Origin of the sequence: Rhizobium sp. GR12 (genome assembly GCF_036596185.1) — a bacterium.
In the GTDB taxonomy this organism is placed as follows: Bacteria; Pseudomonadota; Alphaproteobacteria; order Rhizobiales; family Rhizobiaceae; genus Agrobacterium; species Agrobacterium nepotum.
The window spans coordinates 48,601-73,140 of record NZ_JASXTH010000012.1 but is presented as its reverse complement, the minus strand read 5'-3'; the positions used below and the strand labels follow the sequence as shown (position 1 = coordinate 73,140).

Sequence of the window (24,540 nt, the reverse complement as noted above, 5' to 3'; positions counted from 1 at the left end):
TACTTCGCTCCCAACATGACAATCATGAACAGCGAAGTCCCGACCATATTCACCGAAGAGAGATCGCCGCCGGTCGTGCTGGCGGATATCGAACGGGCTGCGGCGCGTATCGCCGGTAGAGTGACGCGCACGCCGCTCGTCCGCTCCTCCGCCCTGTCCGAACGCACTGGCCAGCATGTTTATCTCAAGCTTGAAACACGCCAGCCAACGGGCGCCTTCAAGCTGCGCGGCGCGATGAACGCCATCCTGACGCTCGATGAGGCGGCGCGCACGCGCGGCCTCGTCACGGCCTCAACCGGCAATCACGGTCGCGCCGTCGCCTTTGCTGCGCGCGAACTCGGTGTGCCGGCAACCATCTGCATGTCATCGCTCGTTCCCACCAACAAGATCGAAGCGATCCGCGCGCTTGGGGCCGAAGTTCACATCGTCGGCACCTCGCAGGATGATGCGCAGGAGGAGGTTGAGCGTCTGGTCGAGAGGCTTGGCCTCACACAGATCCCGCCTTTCGATGATCCGCACGTCGTCGCCGGTCAGGGAACGATTGGGCTGGAGCTTGTCGCGGATCTGGCCGATCTCACAACCGTTCTCATTCCGCTTTCCGGTGGTGGTCTTGCCGGAGGCATCGCCTGCGCCGTCAAGGCATTAAAGCCACAGGCGCAGATCGTCGGCATCTCCATGGAGCGGGGGGCGGCAATGCATGTGGCGATAGCCGCCGGCAGGCCCGTCCCGGTCCGCGAAGAGGAAACGCTGGCCGATTCGCTTGGCGGCGGCATCGGTCTTGCAAACCGTGTCACCTTCGCGCTTTGCCGCGATCTTCTCGATGACATCATCCTCCTTACCGAAGACGAGATCGCAGCCGGTATCCGCCATGCTGCGCGCGAAGAACACATAACGGTCGAAGGTGCTGGCGCGGTCGGCATCGCCGCCATCCTTTCAGGCAAGGTCGAACTTTCCGGGCCAACCGCCATCATCGTGTCAGGTGGAAACATCGACCCGCAGCTTCATCAAAAACTCGTCGGGGGAGCAACAGCATGAGCCGCATCAGCATACTGATGGAAAAGGACCTTCGTGCGATCGTGAGGCTCGACCGTTCCGCAGTCGATTGCGTCGAACAGGCATTTGCGGCGCTCGCCACGAAACCCGTCGCCATGCCACCGATCCTGCGCCTCGACATTCCGGAATTTCGTGGCGAAGTAGACGTAAAAACGGCCTATGTGCCCGGTTTCGACGGTTTCGCCATCAAGATAAGCCCAGGTTTTTTCGACAATCCCAGGCTCGGTCTGCCTAGCCTCAACGGGCTGATGATCCTCTTCAGCGCGAGAACGGGTTTGGTCGAAGCCCTTCTTCTTGACAATGGCTATCTTACCGACGTGCGCACGGCAGCGGCTGGCGCGGTAGCCGCACGACATCTGTCGCGTGAGAATGCCTCCGTCGCCACGATCTTCGGCGCGGGCATGCAGGCGCAGCTTCAGCTTGCGGCATTGATGCTGGTGCGCCCGATCGGATCGGCGCGCATCTGGGCACGCGATCACGCCAAGGCGCAGAAGCTTGCCAGCGATTTTGCCCGCGAATACGGCATCGAAGTCGCTGCCATTGCCGATCCACTTGAAGCCGCACGGGGGGCCGACATCATTGTCACCACGACGCCGGCCGAAAAGCCGATCTTTCTGGCGGACTGGCTCGAACCGGGCCAGCATCTTACCGCGATGGGATCGGACGCCGAGCACAAGAACGAAATCGATCCTGCCGTATTCGCTCGGACTGACTACGTCGCCGATCGCCTCACGCAAACACGCGTTCTTGGTGAATTGCACCATGCGATCAAGGCTGGCGTGGTCAAGCCGGACCGGGAATTCGCCGAACTCGGAACCGTCATCGCCGGCAAGGCGACCGGCCGCGTCAATGCAGATGCAATAACCTTCGCCGACCTTACGGGCACCGGCGTGCAGGATACCGCAATCGCAAATCTGGCCTTCACCCGCGCTAAAGAGCAGGGAGGCGGTCAGATCGTTGAAAATGACATAAAAATGGGAGATGCAGCTTGAGCGCGACGCTGAACTTTACATCCGGGGAATATGCCGAACGCCTTGCCAAAACCCGCCGCGCCATGGAAGCAGCCGGTATCGATCTTCTGATCGTCACCGATCCGTCCAACATGCACTGGCTTACCGGTTACGATGGCTGGTCCTTTTACGTGCACCAGTGCGTCGTGGTGCCGCCGAGCGGCGAGCCGATCTGGTACGGCCGCAAGCAGGACGCCAACGGCGCCAAGCGAACCGCCTATCTTGGCCACGCCAACATCATCGGCTATCCCGATCACTACGTTCAATCGACCGAGCGCCACCCGATGGATCTTCTTTCGCAGATCATCGATGAGCACAAATGGTCGCGCCTCACGGTCGGTGTCGAGATGGATAACTATTATTTCTCGGCTGCCGCCTTCGCATCTCTCCAGAAGCATTTGCCGAATGCCCGCTTCAAGGACGCAGCCGGGCTGGTCAACTGGCAGCGCGCCGTCAAGAGCCCGACCGAACTCGATTATATGCGCAAGGCCGGCAAAATCGTTGAATTGATGCACAAGCGCATCGTGGATGTCGTCGAACCCGGCATGCGCAAGTGCGATCTTGTCGCCGAAATCTACGATGCCGGCATTCGCGGCACATCCGAATTCGGTGGCGATTATCCCGCGATCGTCCCGCTTTTGCCATCGGGCGCAGACGCTTCCGCCCCTCACCTGACCTGGGATGACAAGCCGATGCGGACCGGCGAAGGCACGTTCTTCGAAATTGCCGGCGCCTACAAGCGCTATCACTGCCCGCTATCGCGCACCGTATTTCTTGGCAAGCCGACACAGGCTTTCCTCGATGCAGAAAAGGCGACGCTCGAAGGTATGGAGGCCGGCCTGTCCGCGGCCAGACCCGGCAACACCTGCGAGGACATCGCCAACGCCTTCTTCGCGGTCTTGAAAAAATACGGGATCATAAAGGACAACCGCACCGGCTATCCGATCGGCCTCTCCTATCCGCCGGACTGGGGCGAGCGCACCATGAGCCTGCGCCCGGGCGACCGCACCGAACTGATGCCCGGCATGACCTTCCATTTCATGACCGGTCTCTGGCTCGAAGATATGGGGCTGGAAATCACCGAAAGCATCGCGATCACCGAGACAGGCGTCGAGTGCCTGTCGAACGTGCCGCGCCAGCTGTTCGTGAAGGGATGAGGCCATGCTGACCAGCGCCCCGCGCCCTTCACCTATTACGCCTTCCGTGGATTTTAACGCGAAGGGCGTGCAACACGGCCATCTGCGCCTGCCCTACAGCCGGGACGACAGCGCCTGGGGATCTGTCATGATTCCCATCTGCGTCATCGCCAATGGAGAGGGCCCGACCGCCCTTCTCATCGGTGCCAACCATGGTGACGAGTATGAGGGGCCCGCAGCCCTGTTCGAACTGGCGCAGACACTGGATCCGTCACAGGTCAGCGGGCGCATCATCATCGTTCCGGCGCTGAATTATCCGGCATTTCGGGCAGGCACGCGCACCTCGCCAATCGACCGGGGAAACCTGAACCGCAGCTTTCCCGGTCGCCCGGACGGCACGGTGACGGAAAAGATCGCCGATTACGCCACCCGCCATTTGATACCTTTGGCCGATATCGTGCTCGACTTCCATTCGGGCGGCAAGACGCTCGACTTCCTGCCCTATGCCGCGGCGCACGGGTTGCCCGACAAGGATCAGGAAGCGCTGTGTTTCGAAGCGGTGGCAGCTTTCGCCGCTCCCTATTCGATGAAAATGCTGGAGATCGACGCGGTCGGCATGCTGGACACGACGGTCGAGGAGATGGGCAAGGTCTTCGTCACCACCGAACTTGGCGGAGCGGGAACGGCAAGTGCCCGCACCATCGATATCGCCCGGAAGGGAAGCCTCAATGTCCTGCGCCATGCCGGAATCCTGAAGGGCAGCCCGGATATTCAACCGACCCGCTGGCTGGACATGCCGTCGAACGACTGCTTCACTTTCGCGCAAGATGACGGGCTGATCGCCTTTGCCCGCGATCTTGGCGACACGGTCAGGACGGGAGAGATCATTGCCAGCGTTTATCCTGTCGGGAGGACAGGTGTTGCGCCGATCGACTATCGTGCCGCCATGGATGGCCTGCTTGCGGCCCGTCACGTGCCCGGTCTCATCAAGGCCGGAGACTGCCTTGCCGTCATCGCGACGGTTACGGAGAAAATTTAACCCCGAGAACATCGCGAGATCCGAAAACGGACCGCGAAAAACACCAACCAGAGGAACATGACATGTGCATCATCAAAATCGCCGGGCTTTGCGCCCTCACTCTTGGCATCGGCATCACGTCTGCCGGCGCTCTTACTGTCGAAGAGGCCAAGGAGCAGGGGTTCATCCGCGCTGCGACAGCCAACGAAGTCCCCTACTCCTATATGCAGCCGGACGGCACCTCCGCCGGCATCGGTCCGGACGTGGCCAACGCCGTGCTCAAATCCATGGGCATCGAGGAGGTCAACTGGACAGTGACACCTTTCGGCACTCTTATTCCCGGCCTCAAGGCCCGTCGTTTCGACTTTGCTGCCGCCGAGCAGAACATTTCGCCCGAACGCTGCAAACAGGTCGCATTCACCGAGCCTAACTCGTCTTATGGCGAAGGACTTCTGGTGAAGAAGGGCAATCCGAAGGGGCTGACGACCTACGCCGATATTGCGAAAGACCCATCATTGAAAGTGGCCGTGGTTTCGGGTGCCAACAATGTCGACTTCCTGCGCGCGGTCGGCGTCAAGGACGAGCAGATCGTGTTCATCCCCGCCAACGCTGATGCGATCCCGACCGTACAAAGCCGCGCCGATGCCTATGCTGCAACCGAATTGACGGTCTCCGAACTCGCCAAGGGCCAGGCGCAGGTCGAGCAGGTCGCACCTTTCACGGATCCGATCGTCAAAGGCGCGCCGGTCAGAAACTATGGCGGCTTTGCCTTCCGCCCGGAAGACAAGGCGCTGCGCGACGCCTTCAACGCGGCCCTCATCGAGTTCCGCAAGACGGACGAATACAAGACGATCCTCGGCAAGTACGGCCTGTCCGTGCAGAGCATCGCTGCCGCTGCCGAAAAGTCCGTCGCGGACCTGTGTGCAGGCAAATGACGACAAAGGCGCTCGGTACTGACCGAGCGCCACCCGTTGAAACTGGGACACATCCACATGGACTGGACAGCCTACCTGCCGATGCTCTGGCAAGGTGCTTACGTCACGATGACGATCACGTTGGCGGCGATTGCCGTCGGCGCAGTGCTTGCTTTTGTGTTCGGTATTCTTCGCGTCGAAGGCGGGCCGGTCCTGTCGACAGTCGCGCTGTGTTACACGGAGTTGTTTAGAGGCACGTCGCTGTTCGTACAGCTCTTCTGGTTTTACTATGCGCTTCCGTTGGTCGGCTTAAGTTTCGATCCGATCACGACGGGCATTCTGGTGCTGGCCGCACATGCCGGCGGCTATGGGGCGGAAATCGTGCGGGGTGCACTTTCATCCGTCTCCGTACAGCAGCTCGAGGCCGCCCGTGCGTTAAATTTCAATCGCTTCCAGACGCTGTTCCGGATCTCCCTGCCGCAGGCGACGGTCGAAATGATGCCCGCCTTCGGCAATCTTGCGATCGAGACGCTGAAACTGTCCTCGCTCGTGTCACTGATCTCGATTGCGGATCTTACCTTCGCGGCTCAGTCGATCCGCAACATTACGCTGGATAGCGCAAGCATCTATTCGATCACGCTCGTCTGCTACTTCGCCATGTCGCTCGTGTTGATGGTCTTCATCCGCGTCATTGAACACTTCGTACGACGCGGCAATGTCTTCCCGCGCGAACGCCATTCGTGAGGGACTTAGTGTTATGATGTATGGCTACGAATGGGATACGACGACCTGGATCACCTATACGGCCTCGATCCTGCCCATCATCCTGATCGGTCTGACCGTCACGTTAAAGGCGGCGGCCGCCGGCTTTGCCATCGCGCTCGTGCTTGGCCTCGTCTTCGCCCTGTTACGCCGCAGCCGCGTCAAGGCGATTTCCTGGCCGACCGCTTTTGTGGTTGAGTTTCTGCGCGACACGCCGCTTCTGGTGCAGCTGTTCTTTCTTTATTACGTGCTGCCGGACTTCGGCATTGTGCTTCCCGCCTTCCTCACCGGAGCGTTGGCACTCGGCCTGCAATATGCAGCCTATACGTCGGAGGTCTATCGCGGTGGCATCGAAGCGGTGCCCCATGGCCAATGGGAGGCGGCGACTGCGCTCAATCTGACACGCATGCAAACTTATCGCGACATCATCATCCCGCAAGCCGTTCCACGGATTGTGCCGGCAATGGGCAATTATCTCGTCGCCATGATCAAGGAAACGCCGGTTCTCTCCGTCGTGACCGTCCTTGAGATGATGGGACTTGCCAACATGATCGGTGAACGCACCTTCGAATATCTCGTGCCGCTGACGCTTGTCGGCCTCATTTTCCTTATCCTGACGCTGATCTGCTCCGCGGGCCTCCACCGTCTGCAGAAGGCCCTACCGAAAGCAGGGATACCACTGCGATGATCGAAAACAACAATTCGCCTCTCATTGAATTTTCCGATGTCACTAAACGCTTCGGTATCCTGACCGTGCTCGACAAATTCAATTTCAGCGTTGCGAAGGGGGAAAAGGTAACCCTTATCGGGCCATCCGGCTCCGGCAAATCCACGGTCCTGCGCATCCTGATGACGCTCGAGCCTTTCCAGGAAGGAAAGCTGACGTTAGCGGGGACCTCCTATCAGGAACCCGGCGGAAAAGGTCCATTTCGGGCCTCGGAGAAACATCTGCGCCAGATCCGCAATCATGTCGGCATGGTGTTCCAGAGCTTCAATCTCTTCCCGCATATGACGGTTCTGCGCAACGTCGTCGAAGCGCCGGTGCGGGTGCTGGGAATGGCACGCGAGGAAGCCGAAGCGCGCGCGACAGAACTCCTTCAGATGGTCGGTCTCGCAGATAAGAGAAATCACTATCCTGTGCAGCTTTCCGGAGGGCAGCAGCAGCGAGTAGCAATTGCACGAGCGCTTGCCATGCGGCCGCGTGTGCTGCTTTTCGATGAACCGACCTCAGCGCTTGACCCGCAGCTGGTGGGCGAAGTGCTTTCTGTCATTCGCGACCTGGCGCATGAGCATGATCTGACCATGTTGATGGTGACCCACGAGATGCGTTTTGCCCGTGAAGTCTCAGACCGAGTGTGCTTTTTCGACAAGGGGCGCATCTGCGAACAGGGTCTGCCGGAGGAGATATTCGGTGCTCCACAACAGGAGCGGACGCGTGAATTCCTTTCTTCTATTTTGGGTTAGACAGTGATGGCGTGCTGAACTCGGGTGGCGAAAAGGCAGGCAGAGAACGCTTACCGTTGCGGCTGCGCGGCCGCTGCCTGCTGTCGCTTTGGTAGCTTCAGACCTGTTCCTTAGGATTTCCGATCAAAGGTAATTCTGCGAGCGCCTGGCGCAGTGCGATCGCGTCCCACGGCGTATGTTCCGTAATACCCAGGCCGACCACATCGACCTCATTTGCGACATCGGCCAGCAGCCCAACAATCTGCTGCAGCGTCATGCGGCCAGCGGGAATATCGTCGTCGGTTGGAGCAGTCTTGCCGGGTTTCGAAAAAGTCAGCGACCGAAACAAGTTGGCATCTAGGACGTCCAGATCGAAATGCACCGCAACGTGTTTTGCCCCTGTCGCCCGTAGCCAGGCAATGACAGGCTCGCTGCCGCCGGCAAGCTTTTCAGGCCCGATGCGCTGAATGTCCAGGCGCTCAGCAAGCTTGTCTTCGAAATCTCGCAATTCGGAAAATTTATCTGGAAGCCTCCGCCAACCCGCGATCAACGCATTGCCGGACTTGATCGGCGTTTTTACCGCCGACAGAAATTCTTCGTCGCCCTGCCCCATCAGGCTACCGAGCACATGTGCGTGCGAGTTGGGAAAGACCTTGTCGGAGAACAGGTCGCTATGTGCGTCGATCCAGAGCACGGCGAGGTCTCCGCCATATCGCTCGTTCAAATACGCGAAAGGTGCCAAATCCACACCGCAATCTCCACCAAGCACAACAATGCGGTCCGGCTGATGTTGATCGATCTGGCGGCGAGCGTGCTTGAACTGCTTCACGACCACGTCACGCGCCAGAATACCGCCATGGATCTCCAGAGGCTTCCCGTCCGGCTCCGCTACCGCGACTTCCTCGACCGGCCCATCGGCCTCAGGCGCGAGCCAGGCCAAAAGTCTTGCACCCAACATGTATGAGGGGTCACCCCCGCCCTGCCATTGCGGAAAGAGCAGGCGAAGCGTTTTTTCGCGTTCCATGGTGTTTATCCTTTGCCGTTTCGATCCGCATCATTTGGCGATTGTCGGCATCGCATTCCATGGTCTATTGGGGAAAATCAGGATACATAGAGTGCAACAAAACGACGCGAATACGGAGACCAAATGGCAGGTGCGAACATCAACGACATTGCGGTATTTATGGCTGTGGCTGACGCAGGCAGCTTTTCCGCAGGCGCAAGGGTGTCGGGCCTTACCCGTTCCGCTGCGGGAAAAGCGGTATCGCGACTTGAGGACAGACTCGGGGTCCGCCTGTTGAACCGGACGACCAGGGCGTTGAGCCTTACGGATGAGGGCCGCTCTTTTCACGCACATGGTCAGCGCATAATCGATGCTGTGGATCAGGCGGAGGCGAGCGTTTCGAGCCCGGCTGGCGTACCCCGCGGCGTACTTCGGCTATCAGCGCCGCACGCCTTTGGTCAGCGTGTCATCATGCCTTTCATAGAACGATTTCTCGCTCAGTGGCCGGAGACGCAAATCGAAGCGAGCTTTACCGACCGGTTGGTCGACGTCGTGGGAGAAGGTTTTGATCTCGTTATTCGCTTCGGCAGCGCCTCGGTCGATAGCCGACTGGTATCGCGCGTTTTGGCGCGCGACCGATATTTGCTCGTCGCATCAGCGCATTACGTGGATCGATACGGAAAGCCGGGCAATCCCGGTGAACTGGCAAAACATCCGTGCCTTGCTTTCAGCAGCCGCGGGCACAGGCAACAGTGGCGCTTCACGGATGCGGAAGGACGTTGGTTTTCCGCACCGGTTCGAAGCCGCCTGAGGCTGGATAGCGGGGAGGCTTTGCACAACGCGATCGATCGCAATCTCGGGATAGGCCTGATGCCGAGCTTCCTTGTGGCGGAAGACATCCACTCAGGCCGTTTCGTTCACATCCTGCCGGAAATTCCGACGGAGGCGGTGGAGATTAGTGTCCTATATCCAGACCGTCGACTTCTCGATCCAAGGGTCCGGCAATTCATCGACCTTCTGGCGTCCGGCCTGCGTCTCTGATGACACTGGATAAGTTCCCGCTGAAGTCCCGCGTAATGGTGCAGTTTGCCCAGGACGGACACCCATCAGTGGCACCGAGCCGCGACCAGAAAAAGATCAAAGCCCGGCGAGCGTCGCCGAGCCTTCGATCCTAACTCTTGCCGATAGCTGGCGGTTCAGGACATCACGGTGAAAGTTCCTCCAGAACCTGCCCCTTGGTCTCGACAGCGAAGAGAACCGTAACCAGAGCGCCAACGAGAAGGATTGCTGCGAACGCGCCGAAGACATACTGGATGCCCATCGACGACATGACCCAGCCCACCGCGATTGGGCCCGCAGAGGATCCGAGACGGAGCCAGGCGCTGCCCGCACCCGTGCCAATGGCGCGAAGGCGGGTCGGGTAGATTTCCGCGGAATAGAGGTAGAGCGAGAAGGTCACGGTCTGGAGGATGGCATAGGCGAGACCAGCGAGGATCAGAACCTGGGTCGCTGACGTCGCCCCTAACCAGGCAAGGATGACAAGCGGGATCGGCGCGATCAGAAGGGCACCTGTGTACCAGCGTTTACGGCCAACTTTGTCGATGAGCAGTGCGCAGATAACTGCCGCGATCACGCCACCAACCGAGGTGACAAAACCGTAGAAGATGCTGGTTTCAAGCGGCAGGTTGAACGTCTGGCGATAGAGGGTTGGAAGCCAGGTGATCGTCCCGTTGGCAACCATATAGGCGCAGAACCACATGGCCCAGATCGACAATGTACGCTTGAGGTAGATGCCCTGGAAGAGTTCACGCCAGTCCGATCCGCGGCGGGCGGGAGCAGCCACTTTTTTGGGATCGGGCAGTTCCTTGCCGGCGGCAAGAGCACTGTTCTCCAGCTTGGAGACGATGCGATCGGCCTCTTCATAGCGGCCGTTGGCGGCCAGCCAGCGCGGTGATTCATGGAGGAACCAGCGCAGCGGGATCATCAGGATCGCAGGGACCAGACCAACCACGAACATCGCCTTCCAGCCGTAGACGGGAACCATGAAATAACCGATCAGGCCCGCACCGACGAGGCCGAGCAGGAACATGACTTCATACAGTAGGAAGAAGCGGCCACGCCCCTTTGAACCGATCAACTCGTTGATGTAGGCACTTGCAACCGGCACTTCGCCACCAGTTCCAATGCCTTGAATGAAGCGAAATGCCATCATCATACCGGCACCAGCAGCAAAAAGGCACGCGACATCCATGCTGACAAACAACAGGATCGTGAATAGCAGCACCTTGAGACGGCCGATCCTTTCAGCAAGCCAGCCAAAACAAATGGCGCCGATCAGTTGTCCGAGGTAGCCCATTGACAGGATCATTCCCGTCTGTCCCGGCGTCAAATTCCATTCGCGTACAAGAACCGGCATGGCATAGGCGATGGCAATGACGGTGTAACCGTCAAAGAATGTGGCGGCGCCGACGATGTTTCGAGCCCAGAAGACCTCCCGCGTCACGGGCAACCGTTCCAGGCGGGCGCTGATTTCAGCTTGGGTATCGACAGCCGGCGACGGCGCGGCCATCCGTTGTTCCATATTCATGTTTCCTCCCTTTGCCTGACCCACTCTCCCGGCCGGGCGTCGAACCTATGCGTTGCATGTCTTGAACTTCGGGACCCACGATGTCGCCGTGGATCCGGAAGGCATTGCATTCTCATCTGTGAAGCGGGCACCACCGTAACAAACCGTGCAATTGCACCGCATCACTCCCCGATGCGGCCGCAACCCCTTTCCCGTAAGAGGCCCCGCGTGAATGCGGGGCATTCTCGGTCACTCAGCCGCCAGAAGCTGCTCAACCCGGCCGATGCCCGCAGCATCGAAGGCTGCAAAGATTTCCGCTTCGGCTTTTTCGCCAAGGTTCTTCAGCGGCTCGCGGATAGTGGCATGGTCGAGAACACCACGGTGAACGAGGCCAAGCTTCAGGGCCACAGTACCTTCCATGTGAGAACCACGATGATAGACGGCACGCGTGACCGGGAGGAGGCGCTCGAAAATCTGGCGGGCTTCCGTGTAGTTCTGCGCCTTTCCTGCCTTGATCAGATCGATTAGAAGTTCGGGAGCGATATTGCCATAACCGACAAGCAGGCCGTCAACATCGAACATGGTAGGCAGCAGCCATTCGTCGTGGCAGCTAAGGATCTGCAGGTTTGGGTTGGCTTTCTTGAGCTCCGGAATCTCAACGTACCAGCGCTTCATGTTTCGGACGCCATTCTTGGTGGCGACGACGCCATCCTGGGTCGCGATCGCAAGTTGGGTATCCAGGTCGTAGGATGCCTTGGTCACATCCGGATACTGGAAGAGAATGCACTGCAAACCGGATTCCTGCCAGATCGCCTTGTAGCGATCTTGCGGGGCGCCTTTCTGGAACCCGAAGCGTAGCCAGCCATGGTTCGGATAGACAAGAGCACCGGTCGCGCCGGCCGCCTTGCACTTTTTGGCTTCTTCAGCGGCGACCCTGGTGCCCTCGCCGGTGATGCCGGCAATGATTGGAATTTGACCATCGACGGCCTCGACATAGGTGCGGATGAGCTTCAGGCGCTCTTCCTCTGTCAGGAACGTGCCCTCGCCGGCATGGCCAAGGATAACGAGACTTTTGATACCATCCATACCCGCAAGCCATTTGGCGATACGAGCATTCGCCGCGTAATCGACTTCTCCGTCACGGGTGAATGCCGTGACCGGTGCCGGGCTCAGGCCTCTCAAATCCATAGCTTGCATGTGGGTATCTCCTCCTGGATAGCCGCTGTTCGCCTTTTGCGATCAGCGCTGGGATCGTTAATGGGAACGTTCCCAATATCGTTTTCGATTTTACTGGAGTCAACATTTTTTTTGATGCATGCTTAGTGCATAGATCATGAGAGCACCCCAAACGGAAAAATTGAAATGGATTCAAAGGCCGAAGAAGCGAACCGCCAGACACGGGTGACCATACTTGACGTTGCGTCCGCTGCCGGCGTTTCAAAATCCACCGTATCGCGCATCCTTGATGAGCGCCTCCCCCGCTCCGATAATGAAACGGCGCGCCGCGTGCGGAAGATCGCAGACGACATGGGTTATGTCCGCGATGTTTCCGCTGCGAGCCTCAGACGCGGCAGCACGATGACGGTCGGCGTGATCGTGCCCCGGCTGACCGACACCGTCATGGCAATGCTTTACGAATCGCTGGCGAAGGCGTGCAGCAAAAGTGGCCGCTTCGCCGTTGTCGCGACGACCGATGACAAACCCAGGGCCGACCGCCTTGCCGTCGAGTCGCTTCTGAAACGGGGCGTTGACGGGTTGATCCTTTCGACCGCACGCGAAGATGATGATTTCCCTGACGAGCTGATGGCCCGAGGTGTGCCTTTTGTCCTCGCCCTTCGCACCGATGGACGAAATCTTTCTTCGATCGGCGACGACCGGTTGGGAGGATATCTGGCGACACGCCACCTCCTGGACCTCGGTCATCGTCGTATCGGGGTGATTGCTGGTCCGTCATATGCCTCCAGCTCGCGGGGACGCGTCGAAGGCTATAGGCAGGCTCTGGAAGAGGCGGGAGTTTTTATCTGTCCGGATTGCATCGTTCCATCGACCTTCGGGATCGACGCGGGAGCCGATGCAGCCGAGCAGCTCATGCGCCTGGAAGATCGCCCGACGGCGATCTTTGCCGTGAACGACAACACCGCGATCGGCGCTCTTTCTGGTCTAGCCAGGCTCGGAATTTCCGTACCCAACGATGTTTCGGTCGTTGGCTACAACGACATCCCTATTGTCAGCCATCTTCCGACCCCGCTGACAACGCTGCGCGTACCCTTCGAACAGATTGCGTCAAACGCTTTGGAGCTGCTTACAAGTGGCGCCGTTTCGGCTGACGACCGCATTCGCATTTCGGCTCCGACCCTCATACCCAGAAGATCGACCGCCAAGCCCAGGTCTTGAAGAGATACGAATCACCATACTCGAGATGGGCTACAGGCGAGACTCGATGTTTAGCACCAGCTTTTTCAGCAATGCTGCGAGATTATCGCGTTCCTCACGATCGAGGCCCTGCAGAAAATCCAGTTCGCTTGCCATGTCCTTGCGAAAGGCCCTCTCGGCCAGTTCGATGCCGGCGGGCATGAGGCAAACAATGACGCTTCGCCCGTCACGCTCAGATTTTCTGCGTTCGATGAGGCCCGCTTTCTCCAAGCGGTCAAGCCGATGCGTCAGGCCGCCCGACGAGAGCATCAGCGTTGTGTACATTTCTGTCGGTGTCAGTTGGTAGGGTGGGCCCGACCGGCGCAATGTCGCGATGACGTCGAACTCGCCGCGATCAAGACCGAACCCGGCAAATGTTTCCTCAATGGACGGCGCCACCAGATTGCAGAGCCGTTTTGCCCGCCCGAGGATAACCATCGGTTCCGTGTCGAGATCAGGTAATTCCCGCGCCCATTGGGTGCGAAGCCGATCGACATGATCCTCCCTGCCATCGTCGATAGACCCGCGCGTTTTCGCATCCGGCATTGCCTGCATCATCTTACCTGACCCCGTCATCTCCAATCCGCAAACCATATACGGCTTGGGTCGCTCCGTGAAGATATCTTTGCAAGAAGATAAATGTCTTGACGAGAAGATAATTCCAGAATATATCTTCTCGTCAAGATAGTTTCGTCGTCAGGAGGAGATCACGATGTTTTCTGTTCGTCGTCATCATGAACCCGAGCCCGGCGCGAGCCGAACAGTGCGTTACGAAGGCTGCGAATACGGGAGTGCCGTATCGATCTTTCTGGTCAACGCCGATCCGGGTCGCGGTCCCGATCTGCACGTTCACCCCTATGCCGAGACGTGGATCGTGCGCGAAGGCGAGGCTGAGTTCACGATCGGCGACCAAAAGGCGCGCGGCTCGTCCGGCGACATCGTCGTCGGGCCCGCGAATATCCCCCATCGCTTCGAAAATGTCGGCAGGAAACGGCTGGAAATCATTTGCATCCACCCGAGCGCGACCTTCGAGCAGACTTTCCTGTAATCCGTTCAAACTTAAGGAGAAAGACAATGGCCAAAACGATTTTCGTGAACCTGCCGGTGAAAGACCTGACTGCTTCTACCGCCTTCTACCGGGCGATCGGTTGTGAGAAGAATGAGCAGTTCTCCAATGAAGATGCGAGCTCGATGGTGTGGTCGGAAACGATCACATTCCAGCTTCTGCGACACGACTACTACAAGACCTTCACCGACAAGCCGGTCGCCGACGCCCATGCAACCAACGGCATGATGATCGCGCTTTCCCGCGAAAGCCGTGAAGAGGTTGATGCCATGGTTGAGGCCGCCGCAAAAGCGGGCGGGCAAGCGGATGTTCGCGAACCACAGGATATGGGTTTCATGTATCTCCGCACTTTCGCCGACCTCGATGGCCATGTTTTTGAGCCAGCCTATATGGATTTGAGTGTTGACGGCTAACATGACAAAGGGCGATTGACCGCAGCGGGAATGAGCAGCGACCTTAGCCCTTCCTTCACGCCCACAGAACGTGGAACATTCGACCGAACCGGAATGACGAGAGAGACGATCGTTTCGCGTTGTCACAACGCATCGGACCGCAACTCTCGTCATCCATGCTGTGATTATCCTCGAATGCTCGGCACCGGCGTATTGAGCAGTTGCTGCTCCCACAAATACGCGATGCCGCTGCCGGCGGCATGTTGCTTGAGCACGTCCGTCAGTTCTGCGGCGTGCGCGGTTCTGGCCCAGTCACGTTGCCATTCGGAGGCCAGCGCCAGCCAGGTCATCATGTTCGCACCGGCCGCGATCATGCGCTGGATGGCGACTTCATGAGCCTCGACCGAAGTCCCGCCCGAGGCGTCGGTGATGACCGTGACATCCCAGCCTTCGCCCAGCGCCTGGATCACCGGCATCGCGACGCAAACCTCGGTCCACAGGCCGGCAATGATGAGTTGCTTGCGGCCTGTCGCCTTGACAGCATCCACCACCTTCCGGTCCTCCCAGGTGTTGATGAACGTCCGGTCGATCACCTCCTGGCCCGGGAACACGTCAGTAATTTGCGGGAAAATGAGTCCGCCCCGGTCGGCGATTACACTTGTCAAAATGGTAGGCACGCCAAACGCCTTGGCTGCCTTTGCCAGAGCCGTCGAATTGTTCACCACCATATGCGGGTCGTGGCTGTTCAGGTTCGTGAGCTGGTACGGCTGGTGGTCGATGAGAACGAGTACGGAATCTTCAGGACGAAGAAGTGAATCAAGGCCGTTACGAAAGGTCATGAATACATCCTATGCTAGCGTCGTTGGTGAATAGGGATTCGAACGGGACATGCGCGGAGTTCCGCGCTCCCGGACGGCCAAAACTTGTCATCCCCATTTGTGATGCGGTAGTACTCTTTGCCGTTAAGCTGTGTCGCAAAAACGGGAACGCTGACTTGGATATCGTCGAGCTTGAAACGTTTGTGGAAGTTGCCGATGCCGGCGGGATTTCAGCCGCGGCGCTTCGCTTGGGCGTCTCCAAGTCTATGGTCAGCAGACGGCTCATCCGGCTTGAGCAGGAACTTGGCGTTCAGCTCCTTGCAAGGACGACCAGGGGCGCGGCTCTAACCGAAGCCGGGGCGACATTCCGGGACTATGCCGCCAGGGTCTGCGCGGAAATCGACGTCGCCAGGGAAACCATTCTGCCCGCCGGCGAGCTTCGCGGCCGTCTGAGGGTTGCCGCACCGCTGTCCTTTGGTCCAACCCATTTCGCTTCCGTGCTGGCGGAAATGGCACGGCGCCACCCTCTCCTCCACATTCACACATGCTATAGTGATCACATCGTCGATCTCATCGCAGAAGGCTACGATTGTGCGATACGGCTCGGTTTTCTTCCGGATTCCAATTTGATCGCCAAACGCGTCGGACCGATCTGCGGTAAAGTCGTTGCAAGCCCGGACTACATCAGGATTCATGGAGCGCCCGAAACGTTGCAGGAGCTGTCCGACCATCAGGCGCTGATGCAAGGCACAGAAACCTGGCAACTTATGGATGGCGATAAACCAGTGACAGTCCGCCCCCAGGGGCGCTTCAAGGCCGACAACGGGAGCGCTCTTGTCGCCGCCGCCCTCGCAGGGCTCGGGATCGCGTACCTGCCCGACGGCCTCATCCATAAGCATATTGCTTCCGGTGCGCTCGTTCCCGTCATGACACGACATCCGGTCCCTTCGGCCGGCATCTATGTTGTCCGCCCGCCGGCACAACATCCTGCGCGGAAGATCCGGGTCCTGACCGAGATGCTGATCGAGTGCTTCGATGACGGTGCCGCACCGGGAGCATAGCCCGCCGATTTATCGCCGCTGCTGCGAAGCGGTAAAGGTTCTCAGAACAAAACACCGCTACTGCGCGCTGGTGCTCTGCGGGTTCTACCAACGCCCGCAAAGCCCCTGTTTCAGAAAGCAAAATGATCGAGGCCGCACCGAGGTGCGGCCCCAACGCGATTATTGGCCGGATGGCGCGGCGAATGGGGGATAATCCGTATAGCCTGCGGCACCACCGCCATAGAGCGTTGCCGGGTTCAACGCCGCGAGGGGCGCGAGCATCTTCAGACGATCCACCAGATCCGGATTGGCGATAAACGGCCGACCGAAGGCGAACAAATCCGCCGTGCCATCGGCGAGATGCGACGTCGCAAGTTTGAGATCATATCCGTTGTTGGCGATATAGGTGTTGCGGAAGCGACGGCGAAGCGATCCGAAGTCGAACGGGGTGACATCGCGCGGCCCACCGGTGGCGCCCTCGACAACATGAATGTAGACGATGCCAAGAGCGTCGAGCTGATCGACGATGTAGTCAAATTGCGTCTGGGCGTCGCTGCTCGATACGCCGTTAGCAGGCGAGACCGGCGAAATCCGAATGCCGGTGCGCGCGGCACCGATTTCCCTGACAACCGCTGCCGTGACTTCCAGCATCAGGCGAGCGCGGTTTTCAACGGAGCCGCCATAGGCGTCCGTGCGGACGTTGGCGCCGTCCTTGGCGAACTGGTCGAGCAGATAGCCGTTCGCCCCGTGAATCTCGACGCCATCGAAACCGGCCGCAATGGCGTTCGCAGCTGCCTGCCGGAAGTCCTCGACGATCCCCGGAAGCTCGTCGAGCTCGAGGGCGCGGGGTTGCGAAACGTCAACGAAGGCATTGTTGACGAATGTCTTTGTCTCAGCCCGTATTGCTGAAGGCGCAACCGGTGCTGCGCCGTTCTCCTGAAGGTCAACATGGCTGATGCGGCCGACGTGCCAGAGTTGCAGGAAAATCCGGCCGCCTTTCGCATGCACGGCGGCGGTAACCTTGCGCCAGCCCTCGATCTGGGCCTGGGTATAGATGCCGGGCGTGTCCTGGTAGCCCTGTCCCTGCTGCGATATCTGCGTAGCCTCGGAGATGATCAACCCGGCCGAGGCGCGCTGGCCGTAATATTCTGCGGTGATATCTCCCGGTACGAAACCCGGGCCAGCGCGATTGCGCGTCAAAGGCGCCATCACGATACGATTGGAGAGGGTCAATGAGCCAAGAGTATAGGGCTCGAACAGCGATTTGATGGTCATAATTCACCTGTGGTGTTGCCGCCGTAGCGGTCTATATCTGCTAGACCGCCTGATGCTCAGGCGACCGTACGGTACCGCTCGGCTGGCTGTGCGTTGCCGAAATTGACAAGCATGGCCTGACGTGCGGCTTCAAGCGCATCCCACTGGCCCGCGTCGGGAAGCGGCGGTATGGTCACCGGCTCGCGGCGGTCGAAGCCGACCAGCGCCGCATCGACCAGATCATCCACCTCCATGACGTTGGAGAGCGCATTGACGTCGGCGCCGACATGCTCCCAGATCTCGGTGCGTGTCGTGGCGGGAAGGACAGCCTGGACGTAAACGCCCTTCGGTCCCAGTTCGAGGCTCAACCCCTGCGACAGAAACAGCACAAAAGCTTTGGTCGCACCGTAGACCGTCATGCCGAATTCCGGCGCCAGACCGACTACGGAGCCGATGTTGACGATCGCCCCCTCGCCGGACTTCGCAAGCCGCGGGGCGATGGCGCTGGCAAGCCGCAAAAGTGCGGTCGTGTTGAGCGCAACCAGCCGGGCGACGACATCGGTGCTCTGCTCGATGAATGTTCCGCCGATGGCCGTTCCGGCATTGTTGACCAGTATCCCAATACGGGCGTCATCGCGCAGCCGTGTCTCTACCGTCGCAAGATCAGCAGGTTGCGTAAGATCTGCCTGGATGATGTCGACTGCCACGCCATGCTTCTGACGAAGACGGCCTGCTAACGCCTCCATTCTTACTGCGTCTCGGGCAACCAGCACGAGGTCGTGTCCACGCCGCGCGAACCGCTCGGCATAAGAAGCTCCGATACCGGTGGAGGCACCGGTGATGAGGACTGATGGAATTGCGGTCATGGCATTGCTCTTTTCGCTGATGGGGCCTATATTCATGACGATCATCATGATTAAATCTAAATATGATGACCATCATGTAAATGTCAATGATGCCGGTGGAGAATTTTAAAAATGAAAGTCAGTCGAGAACAGATGGCGGAGAACCGCCGCCGAATTCTGGAGGTTGCCAGCCGACTGTTTCGCGACAAGGGGTTCGACGCGGTCAGCGTGGCGGAGGTAATGAAAGCCGCCGGTCTCACTCATGGCGGCTTCTATGGGCATTTCAACTCGAAGGACGATCTGGTCGCACAGACGCTCGCCCATGTCCTTGCTGCGGATGCGGGCGTAGAAGGTGATTTTCACGCTTATGTCGGTTCCTATCTTTCGCCGCGTCATCGTGACAATGCCGCCGGTGGTTGCCCAACGGCGGGCCTTGCTGCGGCCATCCGCCACCAGACCCCGGCGGCGCGCTCGACCATGACGGAGGGTCTCCGCTCGCAGATCGACCGGATAGAAAAGTCACTACCGGAGTTGGATCAAACGGACAGGCGAAGCGCAGCAATCGGAAGCTGGGCCGCGATGGTGGGGGCTGTTACCCTCGCCCGGGCGATCGACGATCCGGAATTGTCCGACGAGATTCTCGAGCAGACACGCTTATGGATAGATACGAGCGTCGGTTAGATCGCCGCTTCGACGGATGAAGTGGTTACGGGCATCTTGTAAGGCCCGTGCTCCTCCAGCGCATCTTTCCACTGAAGTCCATGTTTCAAAACGTAAATGATACGCCCATGGTCCTCAAATCATCCAACCGCTGTCGGACTGGGCGCTGCCGCCGCTTTTCGTAGCTGCTTGGCGAAAACCTGCGCGACCGGGTGAAAGTCTCTTGGGGCGTCGATACGGCGCCCGATCCGAACGTGGCCCGGGGTCCAGCACTCGAAGACGACGAGCCCATGCAATTCACTGGACCTAAAGTCTTGCCGTTCGTCTTCGTGCGCGATAATGCATTGGTGTGATAAGCACGCAAGGAGGATATCATGGCAACTGGTACAGTTAAATTTTTCGCTCAGGATAAAGGTTTCGGTTTCATTACCCCCGACAATGGCGGTCCGGACGTATTCGTCCACATCTCCGCCGTAGGTTTCGGTGGCGCCCTTCAGGATGGCCAAAAGGTCAACTACGATATCGGGCAAGATCGCAAGACTGGAAAGTCAAAGGCTGAAAACGTCAGCGTCATCTAACCGAGTGAATTTGGCCTCGTCGATTCGACGGGGCCTGCACCTTCGACCACCCGGAACAGACCGTGTAGCGCACTGGTCCTGGTAAGCTCGGCTCTAGAACGGCCGCACCGGCGATATGAATAGAGTCCAAGCTCTTCGATCTGCGCGACGCCTGCATCACTGTCGCGGCAGCCGTCATGGCTACAGCTAAATTGCCGACCGCCATCAACCGCCACCGCATCCGCCCGCCCCCAGGCAAGGTTGGAACGAAGGCCGGCGCGGCAACCAAAATGCGTTCCTGTCGCATCAGCCCCCGTACTGTTCGTCCGTGACCTGCTCCATCCAGTCCACCACCTTGCCGTCCTTGACTTCCTGAAGCGCGATATGGGCCATGGCAACATTGGGTGCAGCCCCGTGCCAATGTCGCTCACCCGGTGCGAACCATACGATATCGCCGGGACGGATTTCTTCCACCGGGCTTCCCTCGCGCTGTGCCCGGCCGACCCCGGAAACCACGATCAGGGTCTGCCCAAGGGGATGGGTGTGCCAGGCGGTCCGAGCGCCGGGTTCGAAAGTGACCTGAGCGCCCTGCACCCGCTCGGCATCGAACGGGTTGAAAAGCGGGTCGATACGGACCGTACCCGTGAACCATGATTCGGGGCCTTTGGCCGATGCCCGTGTTCCCGCACGCAATATTTCCATGGTCAAGCTCCTGATTTGGATCGTGTGGCAATTTGAAATGGGAATACCCCTCTTGTCCACTGGGGAGTGAAAAATCAGATCAGCCTGTGAGGCTCGAAAGTCTTCTCCGAAGCCCGCAACCGTAGTCGCTACGAGGGCCATGCTGCTCTTTTGAGGGCATTTTTAACGCTGGCGGCGCTCTTTCGATTCCTCTTCAAGGGTCGTAACAAATATTATCGACAGGATTGACTCGTTTGTGAAACCGGTTACATTTATCGATGTAAACGGTTTCATAGTCGATATCCGTTGCTTGGAGGAGCAAATTTTCATGTTTAGACATTTGATGGCTGCCGCCGCGATGGTGCTGGCGGCCGGCACGTCTGTGCACGCGCAGGAGCAGAGCTTCAAGATCGGTCTTTCCAATTCGTTCGTCGGCAGCGAGTGGCGCACGCAGATGATCGAGGAAGCCCAGGCTGCCGCAAAAGCGTGGGGCGAAAAGGGCGTCAAGGTCGAAGTAGTCGTTCAGAGCGGCAATGTCGATGTGCAGGGGCAGATCGGCCACATCCGTAACTTCATGAACCAGGGCGTTGATGCGATCCTTATCAATCCCGGCAGCCCGACGGCTTTCGACCCGATCTTCGCTCAGGCGAAAGCACGCAACATTCTCGTTATCGCCACCGACGCCGAAGTGTCTTCGAAGGATGCGATCTATGTCGGCATCGACCAGAAGGCCTGGGCGGCGCAGTCCGCGCAATGGCTTGCGGATACGCTGAAGGGCAAGGGAAGCGTCGTCGCCATTAACGGCATCGCAGGCAATCCCGCCAATGAAGCGCGCGTCGCCGGTTACCGCGAAGTGTTCAAGAAATATCCTGACATCAAGGTGCTGAACGAAGCCAATGCGAGCTGGGATCAGGCTCAGGGCCAGCAGGCCATGCAGAACCTTCTCGCCACCTATCCCGATATCAGCGGCGTCTGGGTGCAGGACGGCATGGCCGATGGCGCATGGCGCGCAATCGAAGCCGCCGGCAAGACCAAGGACATTGCCGCAACAGGCGAAATCCGCAAGGACTTCATGACGCGCTGGGAAGCCGAAAAATTCAACTCCGGCGCTTCGGTCAATCCTCCTGGTGTCATGGCCAGCGCGCTCAACGTTGCGGTTCTGAAGCTGCAGGGCAAGGAATTCAAGGACGGCATCTTCGGCGGCACCTATGGCAACGCTGTCTACATTCCGATCCCCTTCGTCAGCACCGACAACCTCGCGGACAACATCAAGGCCGCCGATGGCAAACCGGGCTACTGGTCCGTCACGGCAACCGTGACACCGGAGCAGGCTGGCGAGTTCTTCAAATAAGACCGGCTTCGGGCTGGCGGTCGTTTGCCAGCCCGAATTTCGCAATTTCGAGTGCGGACGACGCGTTCTTTTCCGTCTCCGTCAGTGACGAAACACAATGACAAGCACAATTCGGGGACATGCGATGGCGAACGCTCTGGAGGCGGCCGGCATAACGAAGAATTTTGGCGCCGTGCGTGCGCTTTCCGCCGGCAGGCTGACCGTCGGCCGTGGCGAAATTCACGCGCTGCTCGGCGCGAATGGTTGCGGCAAGAGCACGCTCTGCAAGATCGTTGCGGGCGCGGTTGCGCCGACCAGCGGCACGATCAGGTTCAACGGCGAAGACGTGCGCTTCAAAAGTCCGCGTGACGCCGAAAATGCCGGCATTGCCCTGTTTTACCAGGAGCTGAGCCTCATTCCGCAGCTTTCCGTCGCCGATAATATCTTCCTTGGTCGCGAACCAAAGCGCAGCATTTTTGTCGACAGCAAGGTCTTGAAAGCCGAGGCGCGCAAGCTGATCGCACTGTTTGACGGGGTTGCCGGGGATGGGCTGGAGCCGGATGCGATCGTTGGCAATCTGCCGCCCGATCAGCGCCAGCTCGTCGAAATCCTCAAGGTCTTCGCTCAGAATGCCAGCCTCATGATCATGGATGAGGCAACGGCGGCGCTCGATGGCCGCCAGTCCCAGCGGTTTTTCGAGATCCTCAGAGCTAAGAAGGCTGACGGCGTCTCCACCATCATGATTTCCCACCGGCTCGATGAGGTTTTCGCGGTCTGCGACCGCATCACCGTCATGCGTAACGGCGCGACCATCTCCGAACTCGACACAGCCGCCACCACCCGCGAAACCGTCGTGCACGACATGGTCGGTGATGTCCGCGCCGCTCCCGCCCGCCAGCAGGGACGAGCAGGCGCAGCACCCAGCCTGAAAGTGACGGATGTTGCAAGCGATGGTGTTCGCGGTATCAGTCTGGAGGCCTATCCGGGTGAAATCGTCGGTTTGGCTGGCCTGCAGGGTCAGGGACAATCGGCTTTGCTGAAGGGCATTTTCGGCGCGAACCCGTTTGCGTCAGGCCATGTTCAGTTCGAGGGCCGCGACGCCGTCATCGGCAAGCCTTCACAGGCGGTTCACAACGGTTTTGCCTATGTGTCGGGTGATCGCGGTCGCGATGCCTCGCTTCAGGGCCGGTCGATCTTCGAAAATCTTGTTGCAGCTCTCATGGTGCGCGAAAAGATGCGGCTGGTCCGGCCCGCGACGCTGAAGCCGCGTGTGCAGAAAGTCGCGGACGATATGAAGACGAAGTTCGCGGGCATGGACATGCCAATAGGCACGCTTTCGGGCGGCAACCAGCAGAAAATCTTCATCTCCCGCTGGCTTGCCACCTCGCCGAAACTGCTGCTGCTCGACGACCCGACCAAGGGCATCGATCTTGGCGCGAAGGCCGATCTCTTCGCGCTGATGCGGCAGCAGGCCGATGCCGGCGCGACCATTCTTTTCTATTCCTCGGAAGATGCGGAAATCCTCGAATATGCCGACCGCATTCTCGTGTTCAACGGCGGACGCATTTCTGCGGAGCTGACCGGAGCCGACATGACATCCGTAAACATGACCCGCGCCGCCTATGGAGACGCCGCATGAATTCCCTCGGTTTTCTGCGTAAGCAACCCTGGATCATAACCCTTGTCGTTCTCGCAATTCTTATTGCCGTGAACACGGGGTTGCAGCCATCCTTCATTCAGCCGGCGGTTCTGCAATCGAACCTGACGACGTTTCTTCCTTTGATCCTCGTCGCCATCGGCCAGACCTACGTCATTCTGGCGGGAGATATCGATCTGTCGGTCGGCAGCATCGTGGCGCTAGCGAATGTCGTCACCGTCAGCGTCATAGCGGCGCTTGGCGGAACGGCGGGCGCTGTCGTCGTCGGCATGGCGGCGGGAGCCGCGGTCGGGGTGATCTGCGGGCTGGTCAATGGTCTCTTCATATCCGGCCTGCGCTTCCAGCCCATCGTCACGACATTCGCAACAGGCATCATCTTCGCCGGACTTGCGATCTGGGTCCTGCCGCAGGCTGGTCTCCCCGTGCCGGAAGCCTATTGGCAGACCTATTCCGGCAGCTTCATCGGCTTGCCCTTCGTATTTTGGGTGCTGCTCGCCGGCATTGCCTTTACCCTGATCTTATCGCGCGTTCCCTTTCAGACCCATCTGCTGGCCGTGGGCGGCAATCGCACTGGAGCCTTTCAGACGGGCTTGCGCCTCTCCGGCATCCGCATCGGCGCTTACATGATTTCCGGTCTGTTTTCGGCGCTCGCGGCGCTGTGTCTGACGGGCGAAACTGCCTCCGGCGATCCATTGCTCGGCGCAAGCCTGGCGCTGTCATCGATCTCGGCTGTGGTTCTGGGTGGTACGGCACTTTCCGGCGGCTTCGGCAGCTCGACAGGATCGATCGCCGGGGCGCTGGTTCTCGGCATGATCGGCAATGTGATTTTCTTTGCGGGCTTGCCCTTCGAGTACCAGACATTGGTGCAGGGTTTGATCGTGCTGACGGCGCTTGCCGGCGGCGTTCTGGTGACGAGGCGTTGA

The 24,540-nt window shown here is 59.2% G+C and carries 26 protein-coding genes; 18 read left to right on the top strand and 8 right to left on the bottom strand.

All coding sequences use genetic code 11. The features are described from left to right. The first annotated feature begins 15 nt into the window (after nt 1–15). The 8 genes from eutB to ehuA all read left to right on the top strand — a co-directional run bounded on the left by eutB (nt 16) and on the right by ehuA (nt 7,357). Nucleotides 16–1,035, top strand: a complete 1,020-nt coding sequence (gene eutB, locus QSK43_RS20465) for a hydroxyectoine utilization dehydratase EutB (RefSeq protein ID WP_332305009.1) — start codon at nt 16–18, stop codon at nt 1,033–1,035. Next, a complete protein-coding gene (gene eutC, locus QSK43_RS20460) occupies nt 1,032–2,045 on the top strand; it encodes an ectoine utilization protein EutC (protein WP_332305008.1) in 1,014 nt (337 codons plus the stop codon). The genes eutB and eutC overlap by 4 nt, the downstream gene beginning before the upstream one ends. Next, the gene (gene doeA / locus QSK43_RS20455; RefSeq protein ID WP_332305007.1) at nt 2,042–3,220 is read left to right on the top strand and encodes an ectoine hydrolase DoeA; all 1,179 of its coding nucleotides are present in this window, start codon (nt 2,042–2,044) and stop codon (nt 3,218–3,220) included. Before eutC ends, doeA begins: the two co-directional genes overlap by 4 nt. Nucleotides 3,221–3,224: 4 nt before the next feature. Continuing rightward, nucleotides 3,225–4,238, top strand: a complete 1,014-nt coding sequence (doeB, locus tag QSK43_RS20450) for a N(2)-acetyl-L-2,4-diaminobutanoate deacetylase DoeB (RefSeq protein ID WP_332305006.1) — start codon at nt 3,225–3,227, stop codon at nt 4,236–4,238. A 62-nt stretch (nt 4,239–4,300) separates the two neighbouring features. Then, entirely contained in the window at nt 4,301–5,152 is an 852-nt protein-coding gene (gene ehuB, locus QSK43_RS20445) for an ectoine/hydroxyectoine ABC transporter substrate-binding protein EhuB (protein WP_332305005.1), read from the top strand. A 57-nt stretch (nt 5,153–5,209) separates the two neighbouring features. Continuing rightward, entirely contained in the window at nt 5,210–5,875 is a 666-nt protein-coding gene (gene ehuC / locus QSK43_RS20440; protein ID WP_045020026.1) for an ectoine/hydroxyectoine ABC transporter permease subunit EhuC, read from the top strand. Nucleotides 5,876–5,888: 13 nt separating this feature from the next. Continuing rightward, on the top strand, nt 5,889–6,581 hold the full coding sequence (ehuD, locus tag QSK43_RS20435) for an ectoine/hydroxyectoine ABC transporter permease subunit EhuD (protein WP_332305095.1): 693 nt from the start codon (nt 5,889–5,891) through the stop codon (nt 6,579–6,581). After that, nucleotides 6,578–7,357, top strand: a complete 780-nt coding sequence (gene ehuA / locus QSK43_RS20430; protein ID WP_332305004.1) for an ectoine/hydroxyectoine ABC transporter ATP-binding protein EhuA — start codon at nt 6,578–6,580, stop codon at nt 7,355–7,357. Before ehuD ends, ehuA begins: the two co-directional genes overlap by 4 nt. Before the next feature lie 97 nt (nt 7,358–7,454). Here ehuA and QSK43_RS20425 read toward each other — a convergent pair whose 3' ends face one another. Further along, nucleotides 7,455–8,360 (bottom strand): arginase family protein, encoded by a 906-nt coding sequence (locus QSK43_RS20425; protein ID WP_332305003.1) that lies wholly within the window; start codon nt 8,358–8,360, stop codon nt 7,455–7,457. Nucleotides 8,361–8,483: 123 nt separating this feature from the next. Between QSK43_RS20425 and QSK43_RS20420 the strand changes: the two genes are divergently transcribed. Beyond that, nucleotides 8,484–9,380 (top strand): LysR family transcriptional regulator, encoded by an 897-nt coding sequence (locus QSK43_RS20420; RefSeq protein ID WP_332305002.1) that lies wholly within the window; start codon nt 8,484–8,486, stop codon nt 9,378–9,380. 163 nt (nt 9,381–9,543) lie between these two features. Here the strand turns inward: QSK43_RS20420 and QSK43_RS20415 are convergent, their stop codons facing one another. Both QSK43_RS20415 and QSK43_RS20410 read right to left on the bottom strand, forming a co-directional pair. After that, nucleotides 9,544–10,926, bottom strand: a complete 1,383-nt coding sequence (locus QSK43_RS20415; RefSeq protein ID WP_332305001.1) for an MFS transporter — start codon at nt 10,924–10,926, stop codon at nt 9,544–9,546. 228 nt (nt 10,927–11,154) lie between these two features. Then, on the bottom strand, nt 11,155–12,102 hold the full coding sequence (locus QSK43_RS20410) for a dihydrodipicolinate synthase family protein (RefSeq protein ID WP_332305000.1): 948 nt from the start codon (nt 12,100–12,102) through the stop codon (nt 11,155–11,157). Between the two features lie 165 nt (nt 12,103–12,267). On the opposite strand from QSK43_RS20410, the gene QSK43_RS20405 reads away from it, so the two are divergent. Continuing rightward, nucleotides 12,268–13,299 carry a LacI family DNA-binding transcriptional regulator gene (locus tag QSK43_RS20405; protein WP_332304999.1) on the top strand — a complete coding sequence of 344 codons (1,032 nt, stop codon included), beginning with the start codon at nt 12,268–12,270 and terminating at the stop codon, nt 13,297–13,299. A gap of 30 nt (nt 13,300–13,329) precedes the next feature. Here the strand turns inward: QSK43_RS20405 and QSK43_RS20400 are convergent, their stop codons facing one another. Then, nucleotides 13,330–13,875 carry a MarR family winged helix-turn-helix transcriptional regulator gene (locus tag QSK43_RS20400; protein WP_332305094.1) on the bottom strand — a complete coding sequence of 182 codons (546 nt, stop codon included), beginning with the start codon at nt 13,873–13,875 and terminating at the stop codon, nt 13,330–13,332. 154 nt (nt 13,876–14,029) lie between these two features. Between QSK43_RS20400 and QSK43_RS20395 the strand changes: the two genes are divergently transcribed. Next, entirely contained in the window at nt 14,030–14,365 is a 336-nt protein-coding gene (locus tag QSK43_RS20395) for a cupin domain-containing protein (protein WP_332304998.1), read from the top strand. 26 nt (nt 14,366–14,391) lie between these two features. Further along, nucleotides 14,392–14,796: a VOC family protein gene (locus tag QSK43_RS20390; RefSeq protein WP_332304997.1), complete on the top strand. Its 405-nt coding sequence runs from the start codon at nt 14,392–14,394 to the stop codon at nt 14,794–14,796. Between the two features lie 164 nt (nt 14,797–14,960). On the opposite strand, the gene QSK43_RS20385 is transcribed toward QSK43_RS20390, so the two are convergent. Further along, a complete protein-coding gene (locus QSK43_RS20385) occupies nt 14,961–15,614 on the bottom strand; it encodes a hydrolase (RefSeq protein ID WP_045020042.1) in 654 nt (217 codons plus the stop codon). Between the two features lie 155 nt (nt 15,615–15,769). On the opposite strand from QSK43_RS20385, the gene QSK43_RS20380 reads away from it, so the two are divergent. After that, nucleotides 15,770–16,654, top strand: a complete 885-nt coding sequence (locus tag QSK43_RS20380; protein ID WP_332305093.1) for a LysR family transcriptional regulator — start codon at nt 15,770–15,772, stop codon at nt 16,652–16,654. Nucleotides 16,655–16,813: 159 nt separating this feature from the next. Here the strand turns inward: QSK43_RS20380 and QSK43_RS20375 are convergent, their stop codons facing one another. Beyond that, the gene (locus QSK43_RS20375; RefSeq protein ID WP_332304996.1) at nt 16,814–17,908 is read right to left on the bottom strand and encodes an alkene reductase; all 1,095 of its coding nucleotides are present in this window, start codon (nt 17,906–17,908) and stop codon (nt 16,814–16,816) included. Between the two features lie 56 nt (nt 17,909–17,964). Next, a complete protein-coding gene (locus QSK43_RS20370) occupies nt 17,965–18,753 on the bottom strand; it encodes an SDR family NAD(P)-dependent oxidoreductase (RefSeq protein ID WP_045020212.1) in 789 nt (262 codons plus the stop codon). Between the two features lie 111 nt (nt 18,754–18,864). Here QSK43_RS20370 and QSK43_RS20365 point away from each other — a divergent pair, with 111 nt between their 5' ends. Together QSK43_RS20365 and QSK43_RS20360 are read left to right on the top strand one after the other, a co-directional pair. Next, complete coding sequence (locus tag QSK43_RS20365) at nt 18,865–19,413, top strand: TetR/AcrR family transcriptional regulator (RefSeq protein ID WP_332304995.1); 549 nt, start codon at nt 18,865–18,867, stop codon at nt 19,411–19,413. A 353-nt stretch (nt 19,414–19,766) separates the two neighbouring features. Beyond that, nucleotides 19,767–19,970, top strand: a complete 204-nt coding sequence (locus QSK43_RS20360) for a cold-shock protein (protein ID WP_045020049.1) — start codon at nt 19,767–19,769, stop codon at nt 19,968–19,970. Between the two features lie 285 nt (nt 19,971–20,255). Here the strand turns inward: QSK43_RS20360 and QSK43_RS20355 are convergent, their stop codons facing one another. After that, the gene (locus QSK43_RS20355) at nt 20,256–20,651 is read right to left on the bottom strand and encodes a (R)-mandelonitrile lyase (protein WP_332304994.1); all 396 of its coding nucleotides are present in this window, start codon (nt 20,649–20,651) and stop codon (nt 20,256–20,258) included. 307 nt (nt 20,652–20,958) lie between these two features. Between QSK43_RS20355 and QSK43_RS20350 the strand changes: the two genes are divergently transcribed. From QSK43_RS20350 to QSK43_RS20340, 3 genes are all read left to right on the top strand, one after another. Beyond that, nucleotides 20,959–21,981 (top strand): substrate-binding domain-containing protein, encoded by a 1,023-nt coding sequence (locus QSK43_RS20350; protein ID WP_332304993.1) that lies wholly within the window; start codon nt 20,959–20,961, stop codon nt 21,979–21,981. 124 nt (nt 21,982–22,105) lie between these two features. Then, a complete protein-coding gene (locus QSK43_RS20345) occupies nt 22,106–23,599 on the top strand; it encodes a sugar ABC transporter ATP-binding protein (protein WP_332304992.1) in 1,494 nt (497 codons plus the stop codon). Next, nucleotides 23,596–24,540, top strand: coding sequence for an ABC transporter permease (locus tag QSK43_RS20340; protein ID WP_332304991.1), 945 nt, complete (start codon nt 23,596–23,598; stop codon nt 24,538–24,540). Before QSK43_RS20345 ends, QSK43_RS20340 begins: the two co-directional genes overlap by 4 nt.

Excerpts from the sequence above, each read along its gene's own strand:
- QSK43_RS20360 (WP_045020049.1), top strand. The coding sequence starts at position 19,767 with ATGGCAACTGGTACAGTTAAATTTTTCGCTCAGGATAAAGGTTTCGGT.
- ehuC (WP_045020026.1), top strand. The coding sequence starts at position 5,210 with ATGGACTGGACAGCCTACCTGCCGATGCTCTGGCAAGGTGCTTACGTC.
- eutB (WP_332305009.1), top strand. The coding sequence starts at position 16 with ATGACAATCATGAACAGCGAAGTCCCGACCATATTCACCGAAGAGAGA.
- eutC (WP_332305008.1), top strand. The coding sequence starts at position 1,032 with ATGAGCCGCATCAGCATACTGATGGAAAAGGACCTTCGTGCGATCGTG.
- QSK43_RS20370 (WP_045020212.1), bottom strand. The coding sequence starts at position 18,753 with ATGACCGCAATTCCATCAGTCCTCATCACCGGTGCCTCCACCGGTATC.
- QSK43_RS20400 (WP_332305094.1), bottom strand. The coding sequence starts at position 13,875 with ATGATGCAGGCAATGCCGGATGCGAAAACGCGCGGGTCTATCGACGAT.
- QSK43_RS20410 (WP_332305000.1), bottom strand. The coding sequence starts at position 12,102 with ATGCAAGCTATGGATTTGAGAGGCCTGAGCCCGGCACCGGTCACGGCA.
- QSK43_RS20425 (WP_332305003.1), bottom strand. The coding sequence starts at position 8,360 with ATGGAACGCGAAAAAACGCTTCGCCTGCTCTTTCCGCAATGGCAGGGC.
- QSK43_RS20350 (WP_332304993.1), top strand. The coding sequence starts at position 20,959 with ATGTTTAGACATTTGATGGCTGCCGCCGCGATGGTGCTGGCGGCCGGC.
- ehuB (WP_332305005.1), top strand. The coding sequence starts at position 4,301 with ATGTGCATCATCAAAATCGCCGGGCTTTGCGCCCTCACTCTTGGCATC.
- QSK43_RS20345 (WP_332304992.1), top strand. The coding sequence starts at position 22,106 with ATGGCGAACGCTCTGGAGGCGGCCGGCATAACGAAGAATTTTGGCGCC.
- QSK43_RS20390 (WP_332304997.1), top strand. The coding sequence starts at position 14,392 with ATGGCCAAAACGATTTTCGTGAACCTGCCGGTGAAAGACCTGACTGCT.
- QSK43_RS20355 (WP_332304994.1), bottom strand. The coding sequence starts at position 20,651 with ATGGAAATATTGCGTGCGGGAACACGGGCATCGGCCAAAGGCCCCGAA.
- QSK43_RS20420 (WP_332305002.1), top strand. The coding sequence starts at position 8,484 with ATGGCAGGTGCGAACATCAACGACATTGCGGTATTTATGGCTGTGGCT.
- ehuD (WP_332305095.1), top strand. The coding sequence starts at position 5,889 with ATGATGTATGGCTACGAATGGGATACGACGACCTGGATCACCTATACG.
- doeB (WP_332305006.1), top strand. The coding sequence starts at position 3,225 with ATGCTGACCAGCGCCCCGCGCCCTTCACCTATTACGCCTTCCGTGGAT.
- QSK43_RS20340 (WP_332304991.1), top strand. The coding sequence starts at position 23,596 with ATGAATTCCCTCGGTTTTCTGCGTAAGCAACCCTGGATCATAACCCTT.
- ehuA (WP_332305004.1), top strand. The coding sequence starts at position 6,578 with ATGATCGAAAACAACAATTCGCCTCTCATTGAATTTTCCGATGTCACT.
- QSK43_RS20365 (WP_332304995.1), top strand. The coding sequence starts at position 18,865 with ATGAAAGTCAGTCGAGAACAGATGGCGGAGAACCGCCGCCGAATTCTG.
- QSK43_RS20385 (WP_045020042.1), bottom strand. The coding sequence starts at position 15,614 with ATGACCTTTCGTAACGGCCTTGATTCACTTCTTCGTCCTGAAGATTCC.
- QSK43_RS20415 (WP_332305001.1), bottom strand. The coding sequence starts at position 10,926 with ATGAATATGGAACAACGGATGGCCGCGCCGTCGCCGGCTGTCGATACC.
- QSK43_RS20375 (WP_332304996.1), bottom strand. The coding sequence starts at position 17,908 with ATGACCATCAAATCGCTGTTCGAGCCCTATACTCTTGGCTCATTGACC.
- QSK43_RS20395 (WP_332304998.1), top strand. The coding sequence starts at position 14,030 with ATGTTTTCTGTTCGTCGTCATCATGAACCCGAGCCCGGCGCGAGCCGA.
- QSK43_RS20405 (WP_332304999.1), top strand. The coding sequence starts at position 12,268 with ATGGATTCAAAGGCCGAAGAAGCGAACCGCCAGACACGGGTGACCATA.